This window comes from Bacteroides luti, from assembly GCF_900128905.1.
GTDB classification, from domain to species: Bacteria; Bacteroidota; Bacteroidia; order Bacteroidales; family Bacteroidaceae; genus Bacteroides; species Bacteroides luti.
In genome coordinates, this window is record NZ_FQTV01000010.1 from 1 (window position 1) to 16,629 (window position 16,629).

11 protein-coding genes and 1 tRNA gene are annotated in these 16,629 nt (G+C 36.9%); 9 read left to right on the plus strand and 3 right to left on the minus strand.

Annotation, left to right across the window (positions count from 1 at the left end):
- Positions 1-402 precede the first annotated feature (402 nt).
- A complete protein-coding gene (locus tag BUC21_RS10010; RefSeq protein ID WP_073402107.1) occupies positions 403-2,055 on the plus strand; it encodes a glycoside hydrolase family 43 protein in 1,653 nt (550 codons plus the stop codon).
- A 43-nt stretch (positions 2,056-2,098) separates the two neighbouring features.
- Entirely contained in the window at positions 2,099-3,316 is a 1,218-nt protein-coding gene (locus BUC21_RS10015) for a glycoside hydrolase family 88 protein (RefSeq protein ID WP_073401815.1), read from the plus strand.
- 226 nt (positions 3,317-3,542) lie between these two features.
- Here the strand turns inward: BUC21_RS10015 and mscL are convergent, their stop codons facing one another.
- A complete protein-coding gene (mscL, locus tag BUC21_RS10020) occupies positions 3,543-3,974 on the minus strand; it encodes a large-conductance mechanosensitive channel protein MscL (protein WP_073401824.1) in 432 nt (143 codons plus the stop codon).
- Between the two features lie 237 nt (positions 3,975-4,211).
- Here mscL and gap point away from each other — a divergent pair, with 237 nt between their 5' ends.
- From gap to kdsA, 4 genes are all read left to right on the plus strand, one after another.
- The gene (gap, locus tag BUC21_RS10025) at positions 4,212-5,222 is read left to right on the plus strand and encodes a type I glyceraldehyde-3-phosphate dehydrogenase (protein WP_073401826.1); all 1,011 of its coding nucleotides are present in this window, start codon (positions 4,212-4,214) and stop codon (positions 5,220-5,222) included.
- Between the two features lie 174 nt (positions 5,223-5,396).
- Positions 5,397-6,314 carry a tRNA (adenosine(37)-N6)-dimethylallyltransferase MiaA gene (gene miaA / locus BUC21_RS10030; RefSeq protein WP_073401828.1) on the plus strand — a complete coding sequence of 306 codons (918 nt, stop codon included), beginning with the start codon at positions 5,397-5,399 and terminating at the stop codon, positions 6,312-6,314.
- A 5-nt stretch (positions 6,315-6,319) separates the two neighbouring features.
- Positions 6,320-7,246 carry a diacylglycerol/lipid kinase family protein gene (locus BUC21_RS10035; RefSeq protein WP_073401830.1) on the plus strand — a complete coding sequence of 309 codons (927 nt, stop codon included), beginning with the start codon at positions 6,320-6,322 and terminating at the stop codon, positions 7,244-7,246.
- A gap of 9 nt (positions 7,247-7,255) precedes the next feature.
- Positions 7,256-8,056, plus strand: a complete 801-nt coding sequence (kdsA, locus tag BUC21_RS10040) for a 3-deoxy-8-phosphooctulonate synthase (RefSeq protein WP_073402110.1) — start codon at positions 7,256-7,258, stop codon at positions 8,054-8,056.
- Here kdsA and BUC21_RS10045 read toward each other — a convergent pair whose 3' ends face one another.
- Together BUC21_RS10045 and BUC21_RS10050 are read right to left on the minus strand one after the other, a co-directional pair.
- A complete protein-coding gene (locus BUC21_RS10045; protein ID WP_073401832.1) occupies positions 8,057-8,758 on the minus strand; it encodes a Crp/Fnr family transcriptional regulator in 702 nt (233 codons plus the stop codon). It abuts the gene before it with no gap.
- Positions 8,759-9,016: 258 nt separating this feature from the next.
- Positions 9,017-11,215, minus strand: a complete 2,199-nt coding sequence (locus BUC21_RS10050) for a glutamine synthetase III family protein (protein ID WP_073401834.1) — start codon at positions 11,213-11,215, stop codon at positions 9,017-9,019.
- Between the two features lie 303 nt (positions 11,216-11,518).
- Here BUC21_RS10050 and BUC21_RS10055 point away from each other — a divergent pair, with 303 nt between their 5' ends.
- The 3 genes from BUC21_RS10055 to BUC21_RS10065 all read left to right on the plus strand — a co-directional run bounded on the left by BUC21_RS10055 (position 11,519) and on the right by BUC21_RS10065 (position 16,596).
- A complete protein-coding gene (locus tag BUC21_RS10055) occupies positions 11,519-13,636 on the plus strand; it encodes a DUF5686 family protein (RefSeq protein WP_245797092.1) in 2,118 nt (705 codons plus the stop codon).
- Between the two features lie 118 nt (positions 13,637-13,754).
- A tRNA-Ser gene (locus BUC21_RS10060) sits at positions 13,755-13,841 on the plus strand.
- A 769-nt stretch (positions 13,842-14,610) separates the two neighbouring features.
- Positions 14,611-16,596 (plus strand): alpha-L-arabinofuranosidase C-terminal domain-containing protein, encoded by a 1,986-nt coding sequence (locus BUC21_RS10065; protein WP_073402113.1) that lies wholly within the window; start codon positions 14,611-14,613, stop codon positions 16,594-16,596.
- Positions 16,597-16,629: the final 33 nt, after the last annotated feature.

Consider the following 16,629-nt stretch of genomic DNA (forward strand, 5'->3'; position numbering starts at 1 on the left):
TAAAAATCAGCGACTTAACCAATTATTTTATGACATAATTCAAATATAATTCATTGTTTTACAAGGGTTTGATTAATTATTTAACGGAGTATTGTAATTAATAACTTGATGCTATAGCCTCTTTTTTATTATGATATAAGATTTAAAACTCTTCTTTCAATTCAATGGATACACTTTTATTCTAATTAAGTTCAAAAAAAGTAAAGGCGGACTAAGTGTGTTCTCATATTGCTACGTATTAATATATGTTGATGAAGACTTAGAGGACTTCATAATGTTAGATTCTAAAAATAGTTTGTTTTAATTAGGTTTAAGGTAAGAAGATATATATCTGCTGAGGGAATTTTTCTCAGTAGATATATGTTCAGGATAAATATTAATAGTGCTAGTATTTTGAAATATATGAAGAATATTGTCTGTTTTTTCATTTTAAGTTTGTCTATTTCATCCGGCATTTCGGCACAGAATTATGTGTCGAAAGTATGGGTGGCGGATCAGGGAAACGGGACTTATATAAATCCGATTATTAATGCTGATTATTCGGATCCGGATGTTTGTGCAGTTGGAAATGATTTCTATCTCACGGCTTCTAGTTTTAATTGTATCCCAGGATTACCTATTCTTCATTCAAATGATTTAGTGAATTGGAAGATTGTGAATTATGCACTGAAAAAACAGATTCCGACTGAAATATATGATAAACCTCAGCATGGCAAAGGTGTATGGGCTCCTTGTATACGCTATCACAAAGGTGAATTTTATATTTATTGGGGAGATCCTGATTTTGGAATTTATATGATAAAAACAAGCAATCCTGAGGACGAATGGAGCGAACCGGTATTAGTAAAAGCCGGAAAAGGAATGATTGACCCTTCTCCTTTGTGGGATGAAGATGGAAAAGTTTATCTTATAAATGCGTGGGCCGGAAGTAGATGTGGCATTAATAGCGTTCTTGTGGTTTCTGAAATGAACTCTGAAGGAACGAAAGTGATAAGCGATCCTGTTATGGTTTTCGATGGTAACGATGGAGTGAATCACACTGTTGAAGGTCCTAAGTTTTATAAACGTAATGGATATTATTATATAATGGCTCCGGCAGGAGGTGTTGAACAGGGATGGCAATTAGCTATGCGCTCAAAAAATATCTATGGTCCATATGAGTCGAAGATTGTAATGGCGCAAGGTAAAAGCGCTATCAATGGTCCTCATCAAGGAGCTTGGGTTGAGACAAATGCAGGAGAATCATGGTTTATCAATTTTCAGGATAAGGCGATGTATGGACGAGTACTTCATCTGAATCCCATGAAATGGATAAACGACTGGCCTGTAATTGGTGTAGACAAGGATGGTGATGGGTGTGGAGAACCTGTAACTGAATATAAAAAACCAAATGTGGGAAAAGTATACCCTAAAGAAACTCCGGTTGAAAGTGATGAGTTCTCATCTGCAAGATTGGGCCTGCAATGGGAATGGCATGCAAATTATAAAGACGTTTATGGCTTTCCTTCTAATTCTGGTTTTATGCGTTTGTATGCAGGTTATTTATCAGAAAAATTCGTCAATTTCTGGGAAGTTCCTAATCTGCTAATGCAGAAGTTTCCTGCCGAGGAGTTTGTTGCAAAGACAAAACTAGCATTCACAGCCAAGCAAGATGGAGAAAAGGCTGGACTAATTGTTATGGGATGGGACTATAGTTATATTTCAATATGTAAAAGAGACAATTTATTTGTGCTTCAGCAAGCACTCTGTAAGGATGCCGAAAAGCAAACTCCGGAACAAGTTAAAGATTTGGCTAGTTTTCCAATAGATAAAATTATTTCGGTTGGTGCACCTAACTATATTAAGTATATCTATCTCAAAGTAACAGTAAGTAAAGGTGGTAAGTGCACTTTCGCTTATAGTCTTGATGATAGGAAATATATATCAGTAGGCGATGAGTTTATTGCGCGTCAAGGTAAATGGATTGGCGCAAAAGTTGGATTGTTCTGTGTGAATCCCAATCAATCTGGAAATAAGGGTTGGGTGGATGTAGATTGGTTCCGTATAGATAGATAATATAGAATATAAATATGATAAAAGAGACTACAAGATAGAAGGTATGAAGAAAATTATTTTAGGATTAGTGGTGTTGTTATTTTGTGCTTGCTCAGCCAATCATAGTGACAATTCGTTCGATGTAAATGGAGCATTAAAATACTGTTCCGCACAAACCAATCGGACTTTAAAGGAATTAGAGCCAATTGATTATACAATGATGCCGCGTAATATAATGGACAGTCTTAATACATGGAGTTGCCGTAAAGCATCAAAAGAGGAATGGACTTCGGGTTTTTGGCCTGGTATTTTGTGGTATGATTATGAGGCAACAAAAGATCCAAAAATTAAAGCAGAAGCAGAGAAATTTACTGCATCTTTGGGCTTCCTTTCCAAAACTCCCGCTTATGATCATGATTTAGGCTTTCTGGTATTCTGCAGTTATGGCAATGCATATAGACTGACTAAGAATCCGGTTTATAAGAAGATAATTTTAGATACTGCCGATTCACTTGCTACATTATTTAATCCTAAAGTTGGAACTATACTTTCATGGCCACGTGAAGTAAAGGCTAGAAACTGGCCTCATAACACAATTATGGATAATATGATTAATCTTGAAATGCTTTTCTGGGCAGCAAAGAATGGTGGTGATAAAAGGTTATATGACATTGCAGTTTCTCATGCAAATAAAACAATGAAATGCCAGTTTCGCCCGGATTATTCTTCTTATCATGTAGCAGTCTATGATACTGTAACAGGTAATCTTATTAAAGGTGTAACTCATCAAGGTTATGCAGATAATTCTATGTGGGCTCGTGGTCAGGCTTGGGCAATCTATGGTTTTACTGTGTGTTACCGTGAAACAAAGAATCCTGAATACTTGAGCTTTGTGCAAAAGGTTACAGATATATACTTAAAAGGACTTCCTGAAGATAATGTTCCTTACTGGGATTTTAGTGCGCCGGATATTCCAAAGGCTCCCCGGGATGCTTCTGCAGCGTGTGTTGTTGCTTCTGCATTACTTGAACTTTCAACTTATTTGGATAAGGATAAGTCCGAAGAGTATAAGGATGCGGCAGTGAAGATGTTGAAGAGTCTAAGCTCTCCTGCATATCAATGTGGAGATGCGAAACCAGCTTTCTTACTTCATTCTACAGGACATTGGCCTAATGGCTCTGAAATTGATGCTTCTATTATATATGCAGATTATTATTATATTGAGGCACTACTGCGTTTCAAAAAGCTAAATGAAAATAAAGACATATTAGAAAAATTATAATGGGGTATGAATAGTAAAAGTCATTATCTATTTTTATTTGCAGTTCTGTTTTTTATAGCAATTGTGAATTAAAAGTATAATAATTAGCTGTAAGCGGTCAATGCTTTTGTCTCTAAATATCTTGTAATAATTGTTTTATATTTCTTTGAATGAGATGAAAATAGATAAAAAAATGCCCGGATTTTTTTAGTCTGGGCATTTTAATATAGGTTGGGTATTTCACTCCTTATTTCTGTTTCAAGATATCACGTATTTCGGTAAGTAAAGTCTCTTCCTTACTTGGAGCCGGTGGTTCGGGAGCTGGAGCTTCTTCTTGCTTTCTTGTAAATTTACCCATAAATTTGATAAATAAGAAAATTGCAAATGCAATAATGATGAAGTCGAATGTTGACTGCAGAAAGTTACCATAATTTAAAGTAGCTGCAGCTGTGAGCTCTTTTCCATCGGCTGAATAAGTAGCTTCTTTAATAACCCATTTTAGCTCTTTAAAGTTAACGCCGCCAACAAAAATACCGATAGCAGGCATTACAACATCGGCAACTAAAGAGGAAACTATTTTCCCAAAAGCGCCACCAATAATCACACCGACAGCCATGTCAATAACATTGCCTCTCATAGCAAATGCCTTGAATTCTTGTAGAAAGTTACTTTTTCCCATATTTTTTTATATTTAATATAAAATTATGTGCTAATATAAAAACAATTTCGTACTTTTGCGCTGCAATTAGGAAATAAATTTCCATAGATAGCAACACATTAATATTATAGCTGCTTTGCGCATATTAAAAGGTTGTATAAAGAACACTTTTATATGCGATTATGTTTAAGTTTATTTCCTGAAGTAACATCGGATATTTTAGAATGAATATTATAAAACCCTTAAAAGTTTAACAAAATGATTAAAGTAGGTATTAATGGATTCGGCCGTATCGGACGTTTTGTATTCCGTGCTGCTCAAACAAGAAACGACATTCAGATCGTAGGTATTAACGACCTTTGCCCTGTAGATTACTTGGCATATATGTTAAAGTATGACACTATGCACGGTCAGTTCGAAGGAACTATCGAAGCTGATGTTGAAAAAAGTCTATTGATCGTAAACGGTAATCCTATCCGTATCACAGCTGAAAGAAACCCAGCTGATTTGAAATGGGATGCAGTAGGTGCAGAATACGTAGTTGAGTCAACTGGCTTATTCTTAACTCAAGAAAAAGCTCAAGCTCATATCCAAGCTGGTGCAAAATACGTTGTAATGTCAGCTCCTTCTTCTGATAGCACTCCAATGTTTGTTTGTGGTGTTAACGAAAAATCATACGTAAAAGGTACTCAATTTGTATCTAACGCTTCATGTACTACTAACTGTTTGGCTCCTATCGCTAAAGTATTGAACGATAAGTTCGGTATCTTAGATGGTTTGATGACTACAGTTCACTCTACAACTGCTACTCAAAAAACAGTTGACGGTCCTTCTATGAAAGACTGGAGAGGTGGTCGTGCTGCTTCTGGTAACATTATCCCTTCATCTACTGGTGCTGCTAAAGCTGTAGGTAAAGTAATTCCTGAATTGAACGGTAAATTGACAGGTATGTCAATGCGTGTTCCTACTTTGGACGTTTCTGTAGTTGACTTGACAGTTAACTTGGCAAAACCAGCTACTTATGCTGAAATTTGCGCTGCAATGAAAGAAGCTTCTGAAAACGAATTGAAAGGTGTTCTTGGTTACACTGAAGATGCAGTTGTTTCTTCTGACTTCTTGGGTGACACTCGTACTTCTATCTTCGATGCAAAAGCAGGTATCGCTTTAACTGATACTTTCGTAAAAGTTGTATCTTGGTATGATAACGAAATTGGTTACTCAAACAAAGTTCTTGACTTGGTTGCTCACATGGCATCAGTTAACGCTTAAGAAATTATTTCTTTATATTTTTGAAACCGCTTCGGGTAACCGAAGCGGTTTTTTTATTCTTTAGTTTTTCCTTTACTTATTTATATGTAAAGACAAAGATTCCTTTTTTAAGTTATAGCTTCATATATTCGGGAATTTTTGTGTAAGTTTGTAGACATTATTACTTGTGAAGTTATGGCAAATTTCGACTTAATTACTATACTAGGCCCAACAGCTTCTGGAAAAACCCCTTTTGCAGCTGCTTTAGCATACGAATTGGATACTGAGATAATCAGTGCTGATTCTCGTCAGATTTATAAGCAAATGGATTTGGGAACCGGAAAAGATCTTGTGGATTATACGGTAAATGGAAAGCAAATTCCGTATCATCTGATAGATATAGCCGAACCTGGCTACAAGTATAATGTTTTTGAGTATCAGAGAGATTTTCTTGTTGCATATAATGAGATAAAGGAAAAAGGCAAATTACCTATTCTATGTGGAGGAACGGGTATGTATCTGGAATCCGTTCTAAAGGGATATAAACTTATTCCGGTGCCTGAGAATAAAGAACTTCGTGATAAATTAGCTGATAAATCTCTGGAGGAGCTAACTGAAATATTAAAAACCTATAAAGAACTTCATAATTCTACCGATGTTGATACAGTTAAGAGGGCGATCAGGGCTATTGAAATAGAAGAGTATTACTTGAATAATGATATAGCGAAAAGAGAGTTCCCGGCACTTAATAGTTTGATTATTGGTGTTGATATTGATAGAGAACTGAGAAGACAAAAGATTTCCAGACGTCTTCGCCAACGTCTTGATGATGGCATGGTTGAAGAAGTAAAGCAATTATTGGATAAGGGAATCCCTGCTGAAGATCTTATTTATTATGGGTTGGAATATAAGTATCTCACCTTGTATCTAACTTCTCAACTAACTTATGAGGAAATGGTTTCGCAGCTTGAGATAGCTATTCATCAGTTTGCTAAACGACAGATGACCTGGTTTCGCGGAATGGAACGTAGAGGTTTTACTATTCACTGGTTAGATGCAACTTTACCACAACAAGAGAAAATAGAACGAGTAAAAGACTTACTTAACAGCTGATTGATATGAACACAGATCCAAATAGATGGGGGATTATTTATAATCCCAAAGCTGGAACTCGAAAGGTTCAGAAACGATGGAAGGAGATAAAAGAGTACATTGAAAGCAAACAGGTCGCTTTCGATTATGTGCAGTCTGAAGGCTTTGGTACTGTGGAAGTTTTGGCACGTGCTTACGCGAGCGAAGGGTATCGTATTATTGTTGTTGTAGGTGGTGATGGAGCTCTTAATGATGCAATTAATGGAATTCTTACTTCTTCTGCCGAACAAATCAGTGATATTGCTATTGGCATTATTCCAAATGGTATTGGAAATGACTTTGCTCGTTACTGGGATCTTAATCTGGATTATAAAGAAGCTGTTGACTGGATTATTAATAATCGCAGAAAGAAGATAGATGTGGGATATTGTTCCTACTACGATGCTCATAAACATGAACGTCGTTATTTTCTAAATGCCTTGAATATTGGTTTAGGTGCTCGTATTGTGAAGATTACCGATCAGACCAAACGTTTTTGGGGAGTTAAATTCTTGTCTTATCTTGCTTCCTTGTTTTTGTTGTTTTTTGAACATAAACTATATAGAGTTCATCTGAAGATTAACGACGAACATGTGCGTGGAAGAGTTATGACTGTATGCGTGGGTAATGCAAGCGGATACGGACAAACGCCGAGTGCTGTTCCTTATAACGGTTGGCTGGATGTTTCTGTAATTTACCGTCCGGAACCGCTGCAAATACTTTCCGGACTTTGGATGCTTATTCAGGGGCGCATTTTAAATCATAAAATGGTTAAGTCCTATCGTACAAAAATGGTGCGTGTTTACAAAGCACGTAATGCAGCTGTTGATGTTGACGGACGAATTATTCCAAGTCATTATCCTTTGGAAGTGGGCATTCAGAGTGAAGCTATTACATTGATTATACCTAATTAAAATATGAATATTAAAGATTTAAAGAATACAGATTCCGGCAATTTCTTTTTGCTTGCCGGTCCTTGTGTTATTGAAGGAGAGGAGATGGCTCTTCGTATTGCTGAACGAATTGTGAAAATAACCGATCAGCTTCGTATCCCTTATGTTTTTAAAGGGTCCTATCGCAAAGCTAATCGTTCTCGCCTTGATTCTTTCATGGGTATTGGTGATGAAAAAGCACTTAAGATTTTAAAGAAAGTAAACGAAACGTTTGGTGTGCCAACAGTTACAGATATCCATTCTGCAGAAGAGGCTGCAATGGCTGCCGAATATGCTGATGTTCTTCAGATTCCTGCTTTTCTTTGTCGTCAGACAGATTTGTTGATTGCTGCTGCAAAAACCGGAAAGATTGTGAATATAAAGAAAGGACAGTTCTTGTCTCCGGGAGCCATGCAATTTGCTGCCAATAAGGTTGTAGAGGCTGGTAATAATAATGTGATGATTACTGAGCGTGGAACAACTTTTGGTTATCAGGACTTAATTGTTGATTACCGTGGTATACCCGAAATGCAGAAGTTTGGTTTCCCTGTTATTCTCGACGTTACTCACTCTCTGCAACAACCAAATCAAACAAGCGGGGTAACGGGTGGTATGCCACAACTTATTGAAACTGTAGCTAAAGCGGGTGTGGCAGTAGGTGTTGACGGTCTGTTTATTGAAACACACGAAAACCCTGCCGTGGCAAAGAGCGACGGTGCAAATATGTTGCAGTTAGACCTTCTTGAAGGACTGCTTGTAAAACTAGTACGTATAAGAGAAGCGGTTAAGTAATTAGCCTATTTTACTGATCTTTTTCAACTTTTCTTCGTCTATGATCTTAATCTTTCGTCCATCGATACTGATCAGGCGTTCATTAGAAAAGTTGGAAAGGGTACGTATAGCGTTCGAGGTGGTCATGTTTGATAAGTTGGCCAAGTCTTCACGTGATAGATAAATGCTAAGTGTAGATCCATCCTCTTCCACTCCATAACTGTCTTTTAGGAATATAAGAGATTCTGCAAGACGTCCACGGATGTGTTTTTGAGTTAGATTTACAGTTCTTTCGTCTGCAATACCCAGGTCGATGGATAATTGACGGATAAAGAACATTGCCAATTCAGTATTCTGGCTGATAAGGTTCATAATGATTTCCATTGGAATCAGACAGATTGTAGAAGATTCAAAAGCGGCAGCTGCCGTAAGATAATCCTCTTTAGCAAAATGAGCACGATAACCGAAGTATTCTACCGGTTTAATCACCCTGATAATCTGGCTTCTTCCGCCTACACCATCTTTGTAAATTTTTACTTTTCCGCTAAGAAGGCACATAAGGTGAGTAGGAGCCTCTCCTTCACAATATATTACCTCATTTTTTTTGTAGCTTTGAATAGTAAAATTACTCATTAGGTATTCCCTCTGCTCGTCGCTAAGAGGCTGCCACATATCAGCAATATGCTCTGAAATTACTATTTCTGACAATTTTTTCTTAATCATAGCCTGTGTTATAGAACCGTGTTATAAAGCACAAATATATAAAGAAAAAATTAATAAATGATTTTTTTGATGGGAAATTCATCTATTTTGGCCGAAATGGGCACACGAAATTCATGCAGAAGCTATTTACTTTTCTGCAAAAACTGGATGGAATTATTTATCTTGTACAAAACAATTCATTCTTCTGTACAGAACAATTCTTTCTTTTGTACAGAAGAATTAATTGTTTTGTACAGAGAATGAATAAGCTTTCCTTTATTATTTAGAGAATAATAGTTCGCGATATTTAGGCAATGGCCATATTTCGTCATCTATTTCCATTTCTAAATGATCTATATGATCGCGGATCAGCTCAAGATATGGGCGAACTTTTTCTTCATACGCAAATGCTTTTTCTTCCTGACTTTCAAGATGATTGGCAACCTTGCGTGCTTCTGTCATTTCCCGTACAAGAATCTTGATCTGTGTTACGCGATGAGATATTTCTTTAATCAGTTCTTTTCTGTCATGACTCAATTCGCAGAATTCTTCTTCAGAGAACACTTCTTTCATACCTCTCAGATTATCCAGCAATCGGTTCTGATAAGTAATAGCTGTAGGTACAATGTGGTTAATTGCAAGATCTCCCAGAACGCGGCTCTCAATTTGCACTTTCATGGTATACTTTTCAAGTTCCACTTCCAGGCGACTTGTCAGCTCTGTTTCATCAAAGATTTTTTCTCCAATTAATACTTCTCGGGCTTGTTTGTCATTATATTTTAGTAAAGCCTCTGGTACATGGCAGATGTTTGTCAATCCTCTTTTTGCTGCTTCTTCTTTCCATTGATCGGAATAACCATCTCCTTCAAAGCGAATGTCTTTAGAGGCAATAATGGTTTCCTTTAAAATACGGAAGATAGCTTCGTCTCTACCTACACCGTCGTTTATAAGTTTGTCTACAGAAGCTTTGAATTCATTAAGCTGGTGAGCCATTGCTGCGTTGATAGCAATCATTGCTGCTGCACAGTTGGATGATGATCCGGCAGCGCGGAACTCAAATCTGTTTCCGGTGAAAGCAAACGGAGAAGTACGGTTACGATCGGTGTTATCCAAAAGAATTTCAGGAATTCGTCCTACTCCAAGTTTTAAGATAGTCTTTTCTTCCGGAGTCATTTTGGTATTTCCTGCCTGTTCTACCTGCTCAACTATTTCGTCAAGCTTATTAGAAAGATGCTTGCCCAGAAAGATTGAAAGAATTGCAGGAGGAGCTTCGTTAGCACCCAGACGATAACTGTTGCTTGCACTCATAATAGATGCACGAAGTAAATCCTGATTCTTATAAACCATCATAAGTACATTAACAATGAAGGTAATAAACAGCATGTTTCCTTTTGGATTCTTGCCCGGTGCAAAAAGATTAATGCCATTGTCTGTGCAAAGTGACCAGTTGTTGTGTTTACCTGAACCATTAATGCCTGCAAATGGCTTTTCGTGGAACAGTACATGGAAGTTATGTTTTTGTGCAATACGCTTCATTAAGTCCATAACTAACTGATTGTGGTCGTTGGCAAGATTTGCATTTTCAAAGATAGGAGCCAGCTCAAACTGATTTGGCGCTACTTCGTTATGGCGAGTCTTAACAGGAATTCCTAGTTTATGGCATTCAAGTTCCAGCTCTTTCATAAAACTGGTAACACGTGGAGGTATCGAACCAAAGTAATGGTCTTCCAGCTGTTGGTCTTTTGCTGAAGAATGTCCCATAAGCGTGCGTCCGGTAAGGCAAAGGTCGGGACGAGCATTGAATAAAGCACTGTCTACAAGAAAATATTCCTGTTCCCATCCCAGGTTGGCAAATACCTTTGTTACGTTTTTATCGAATAGCTGACAAACTTCTGTTGCAGCTTTATCTACCGAAGCAAGAGCTTTTAATAATGGAGTCTTGTAGTCGAGAGCCTCACCGGTGTAGGAAATAAAGATAGTAGGAATACAAAGAGTTGTATCAACTATAAATGCAGGAGATGAAACATCCCATGCCGTATATCCACGAGCTTCGAATGTATTTCTTATGCCACCATTTGGGAAAGAAGAAGCATCAGGCTCTTGTTGGATAAGCAGTTTGCCGGAAAAGCGCTCAATTATTTCCGTGTCGTCGCCGAATTCTATAAACCCGTCGTGCTTCTCGGCCGTGCCATCTGTTAGCGGCTGAAACCAGTGTGTATAATGAGTTACATTATATGATTTAGCCCAGCTTTTCATTCCATTAGCTATTAAGTCTGCCATTTCACGACTTATTGGCGCACCTTTTTCAATAGCATTCATTACAGCTTTAAAAGCTTCTTTTGGAAGATACTCCTGCATATTTTTACGGTCGAATACATGGCAACCGTAATAACTGGATAATTTGTTTGAAGGATTTGAAATCTCAATAGGCTTTCTGTTTGAAAGCTCTTGTAGAGCAAAAAAACGCATTTTTGACATACTTAGTCTTATTCTTTAGTGGTTGTTTGTGCAAAAGTAGTACTTTTCTGTAAACTACCCCCTAAAAATATAGGGTAGTTTTGTTTTTTATTGTATTTTTGATAATTTGCTTATCCCTGATATCCCTGTTGACAAATTTAAAATATGTAAAGTCTCTTGTTTGTTGTTGAAAATCATTATATTTGTGTCTGTTCGACTGATTAAGATTACTATTTGAAGCACTATATAATACATATATTATTGTTTGTTTGCTTTTATACCTTAGTTCCACATTCAGTAATGGCTTCTGAGGTGAGCATTGGAATGAAAAAACACCCTAAATTGGTGGATTCCATTCTTGATAATGTTTTGCTGTATTCTTCCAAATATGAAAAGATAATAGCCGGGTATGATGCCGAACTATATCTAAAAAGATCTATGCAGGTTAAAAAGAAGAATTTTCTTCTTCGCTTTGCTCCATCCACTCTTAGAACCTACAGAAATGTAAAACACACCATTACTGAATCTTTGAGTGAGTTTCATTATTCTGCTCCTAATGTTTATGATATGAGAATTAAAGCGATGAACGGAAATACTTCTCGTTTATCGGGTCCTTCGGAATTAATATTACCATATTTTAAAGTGAATATATATTCTTCCACTTTATTGTATGATAAGCTTCTTTCACCTCTGGCATCTAATGCCCGGGACTATTATAGGTATAGAATAGAATCGGCCTTTATATCCAATGGCGAGGTTAAGTATAAAATAAAAGTTATCCCTAAAATTCGTAGCTATCAGCTGGTAAGCGGATACATGATTGTCAGTAATCCTACCTGGAAAGTGCGCGAACTTTATATTCAAGGTCAAACTGAATATATGAAGTATAATGCAAAAATATCGATGGGAGAAAAAGACTCGGAAGAATATCTTCCGGTAAAGTATGATATAGATGTTTTTGTCAGAATGCTGGGTAATGATATAGATATTAATTATCTGGCTGACTTAAAATATAGTAATATTCGTTTAAATGAGGATGGGGTTGATATTAAAAGAAAAAATAGACATTATCATGACCTTACAGAATCTTTTTCGTTGAGCTGTTTGAAAGATTCCTGCATTACAGATAGTACTAGCTTCTCACGATTAAGACCAATTCCTTTATCTGATAATGAAAAGCTATTATATCGTGATTTTGCTCTTTCACGTGATTCTTTTCATATTAACGGTAATAATAAAAAGAAGGATTATACTTTTTGGGGACAGATAGGGGATGTTTTGACCAATAGCTATACGGTGAACATGTCGTCTATAGGGAGTGTGAAATGTTCTCCAATAATCAATCCATTTTTATTGAGTTACAGTCATAATGATGGTATTGCATATAGGCAGGACTTTAAGTATAACCGACTTTTTGCAGATGGACGTTTGTTGCGTATCGTACCTAAAATAGGTTATAACTTCAAGCGCCGGGAATTTTATTGGACCGTTAATTCAAACTACGACTATTGGCCGGAGAAAAGAGCATCCATTCAATTAAAATTTGGTAATGGTAACCGGATTTACAGCAGTAAAGTAGTGGAGAAAATTAAAGATATTCCAGATAGCTTATTTAATTTCGATGATTTGCATCTCGATTATTTTAATGACTTGTTTTTTGAACTAAATCACAGTGTGGAGGTTACAAATGGCTTCTTTATTAAGGCTGGTGTAACTGTGCACCAAAGAGATGCGGTTAAGCCTTCTACAATTATTATTCTTCAGCCGGGTGGGGAGAGCGATGGTTCCCTTGATATTATTTCCGAACTTAAAACCAGATATATAAGTTTTGCTCCTCGTTTGCAATTGGAATGGACTCCGGGGCAATTTTATTATTTAAAGGGAAATCGCAAGATTAACCTATATTCTTATTTCCCTACTTTTTCTTTTGATTATGAACGAGGCATAAAGGGTGTACTAAATAGTACCGGAAGATATGAAAAGATAGAAGTTGATATGCAACATCATATCCGGTTGGGTTTAATGCGTGATATATATTATAGGGTAGGGGCCGGTGCTTTTACAAATAAGCATGAACTCTATTTTGTGGATTTTGCTAATTTCTCCAAGCGCAATCTGCCGGTTGGTTGGAATGATGATATTGGTGGAGTATTCCAATTGCTGGATAGAAGATGGTATAACTCTTCGGATCATTATGCACGGGCGCACTTTACTTATCAGTCTCCCTTTCTTTTGCTTACTCATCTAAAGAAGTTAACTTGCAATGTTCTTAATGAGCGTCTTTATTTTAGTGCTCTTTGTGTGCCACATCTAAATCCTTATTTAGAATTTGGATATGGAATAGGAACTCATGTTTTTGATGCAGGAATCTTTGTTAGTTACTCAAAAACGAGTTTTAAACAGATTGGATGTAAGTTTACCTTCGAATTATTTAATCGTTGATATTTAGAATATTACGATTTAACTCTGATTTTTCTTTAAAAAATGATTAAAAAAGATTTGCGTAGTTCAAAATATCTGCCTATCTTCGCATCGCATTTGAGAAAAAGCACAAGCCCGGGGAAGTTTGGGTGAGTGGCTGAAACCACCAGTTTGCTAAACTGACGTACGGGTAACCGTACCGGGGGTTCGAATCCCCCAGCTTCCGCAGCGATAAAAAGAGACCTATACAGGTCTCTTTTTTTATGTCTGTAGGTCAGCTCTAGGGCCGTCAATTAGATCCTAAAATCCCAGATAATCAACTATATAATCTTAAAGTTAGAATGCTAAAAATTATTGTCAACATTATAATGGTAATCTATTATGGCAAATAAATTTGAGCAAAATTGCTTCCAAATATGCTACCACATATTTTGCGAATGCTACCAATTGATATCAATCTTTTATCAATTTTATAATCGGATTTTAAGATTGATCCCTACTTATCATCTATATAAAAATTAAAAACTACAAATTGATCTAGCAATCTAGCACTTGGTACTTAATTACCAGATAACTAATAAATTGCACCCGCTAGATCAAACACAGTTGATCTAGCACTAATCTAGCAGTCTAGCGGATATTCAGCATGAGATGATTGATAAATAAAGTATCTCTCTATTAATCATCTGACCTTTGATAAAAAAATTAAATAATCAGATATTATGCGTCCATCCGGGTGTACACAATTGGTACACCCGGGTGGAAGGTGAGGGTAGACCCGGGTGTAAGAAATGGGTACATCCGGGTGTACAGAAGAATATGTCTATTTGAATTAATTATTCTATGCCGATCTATCTGTAAAGGCCGGAATTATCTAGAATTTGACTACGATTATCGATAAATAGAAATGAGTAAGCTAAAAATATCCCATCTTTGTGAACAATTAATAGTATAAACGAGAATCTAGTAACAATAAACTAATAAATATGAAAATCATGAAGACGTTTTTTAGTCAAAGATTAACATGCAATTCATTTCAAAGTCTGGCTTTACTTGGAATATGTTTTTTATTTCCGCTAACCATTCAGGCGGCTAAAGGAGGAAAGAAAATTAGTCCTGATTTGTTTGGACTCTTTTTTGAAGACATTAATTATTCTGCCGATGGGGGACTTTACGCAGAGTTAGTACAAAACCGTTCGTTTGAGTATAACCCCACAGAACGTAGGGAGTGGAATCCTTACTCTTTTTGGGAATACATTACTCCCGGATTTTCCTACGGCAAAATAAGTGTTGAAACTTCATCGCCTATTCACCCTAATAATCCTCATTACATGGTGCTTGATATTGAACATGTGGGGCACGAAGCCAATACTCCTGGTTTGTCTGGAGTGGGTATTAAAAACTCAGGCTTCAGTGGTATGGTTGTAAAAGCAGGTGATAAATACAACTTTTCTATGTTTGCACGTCAGCTTAGTAAAGAGCCAATAGAACTCAATATTAGCTTGCAGACTCCTAAAGGAAAAGTACTGGCAGAAACTAAAATATCCACATCAACTGATAGTTGGAATAAATATACAGCAAGTTTGACTCCTACAGAAAGTAATGATACAGTCAGTTTAGTTGTTCTAGCTACAACAAAGGGTAAACTAGCTATGGATGTAATTTCTTTGTTTCCTGAAAAAACATTCAAGAATCGTCCCAATGGTTTGAGGGCAGACCTGGCACAACTGCTGGCCGATATGAAACCTCGTTTCATTCGTTTTCCCGGAGGTTGCCTTTCTCATGGCGATGGTCTGGAAAATATGTACCGTTGGAAAAATACGATTGGCCCGATAGAACAGCGTAAAGAGCAACGTAATATCTGGGGATATCATCAAACAACGGGATTGGGCTATTTTGAGTATTTCCAGTTCTGTGAAGATATAGGTGCAAAACCGTTGCCAGTTTTACCGGCTGCAGTCAGTTGCCAAAACTCGGGTGGTACATGGCGTGTAGGCGGAACCGGACAAAAAGCTATTCCTATGGATGAAATGCAGGATTATATTCAGGAAGTATTAGACTTGATAGAATGGGCAAATGCTCCCGCTACTTCTACCTGGGGAGCTAAACGTGCAGCTGCAGGACATCCGGCTCCATTTAACTTACAATATGTTGGTATTGGTAATGAAGATAAAATAACTCCCGAATTTGAGGAACGCTTTAAAATTATCTTTAATGCTGTTAAAGCAAAGCATCCTGAAATAACAGTCGTAGGCACTGTTGGTCCCTCTCCCGATGGTGAAGACTTTACAAAAGGATGGAAACTGGCCGATGATTTGAAAGTTCCGGTAGTTGATGAACATTATTATACTGATCCAAACTGGTTCATTTCTCATCAGAATCGCTATGATTCCTACAAACGTAATGCAACGGAAGTTTATCTTGGGGAATATGCTTCATGGGGAAATAAAATGCGCAATGCTATATCCGAAGCTGCATATATGACGGCTCTTGAGCGCAATGGTGATGTAGTGAGAATGGCTTCGTATGCTCCTTTGTTGGCAAAGAAGGATTTCACTCAGTGGAAGACCGATATGATATTCTTTGATAATACAAGAATCAATCCAACGCCTAATTACTACGTACAAAAAATGTTTTCTGCCAATCAAGGAGATTATTATTTCGACAATGTGATTCAGAAAGATGAGAAAGATGCAAACTTAGCTGCTTCTTGTGTTCAGGATAGCAAAACCGGAGATATTATACTGAAAATGGTAAACTTTGGAAGCGAAAGTAAACCGATGAAAATTAATCTTAAAGGATTAGGCAATGTTTCTTCAAAAGCTGAACAGAATGTTCTTACAGGCGATGCTGAGGCTGAAAATACACTCGAAAATCCTCAGGTAGTAGTTCCGATTAAGTCCATTGTAAAAATAAAGAAGGCTTTTGATTATTCTGCTCCGGCAATGTCATTAACAGTAATCAGAATAAAAACAAAATAATAGAGTTTCGTTTCTTTAAACTCGATACTCTGT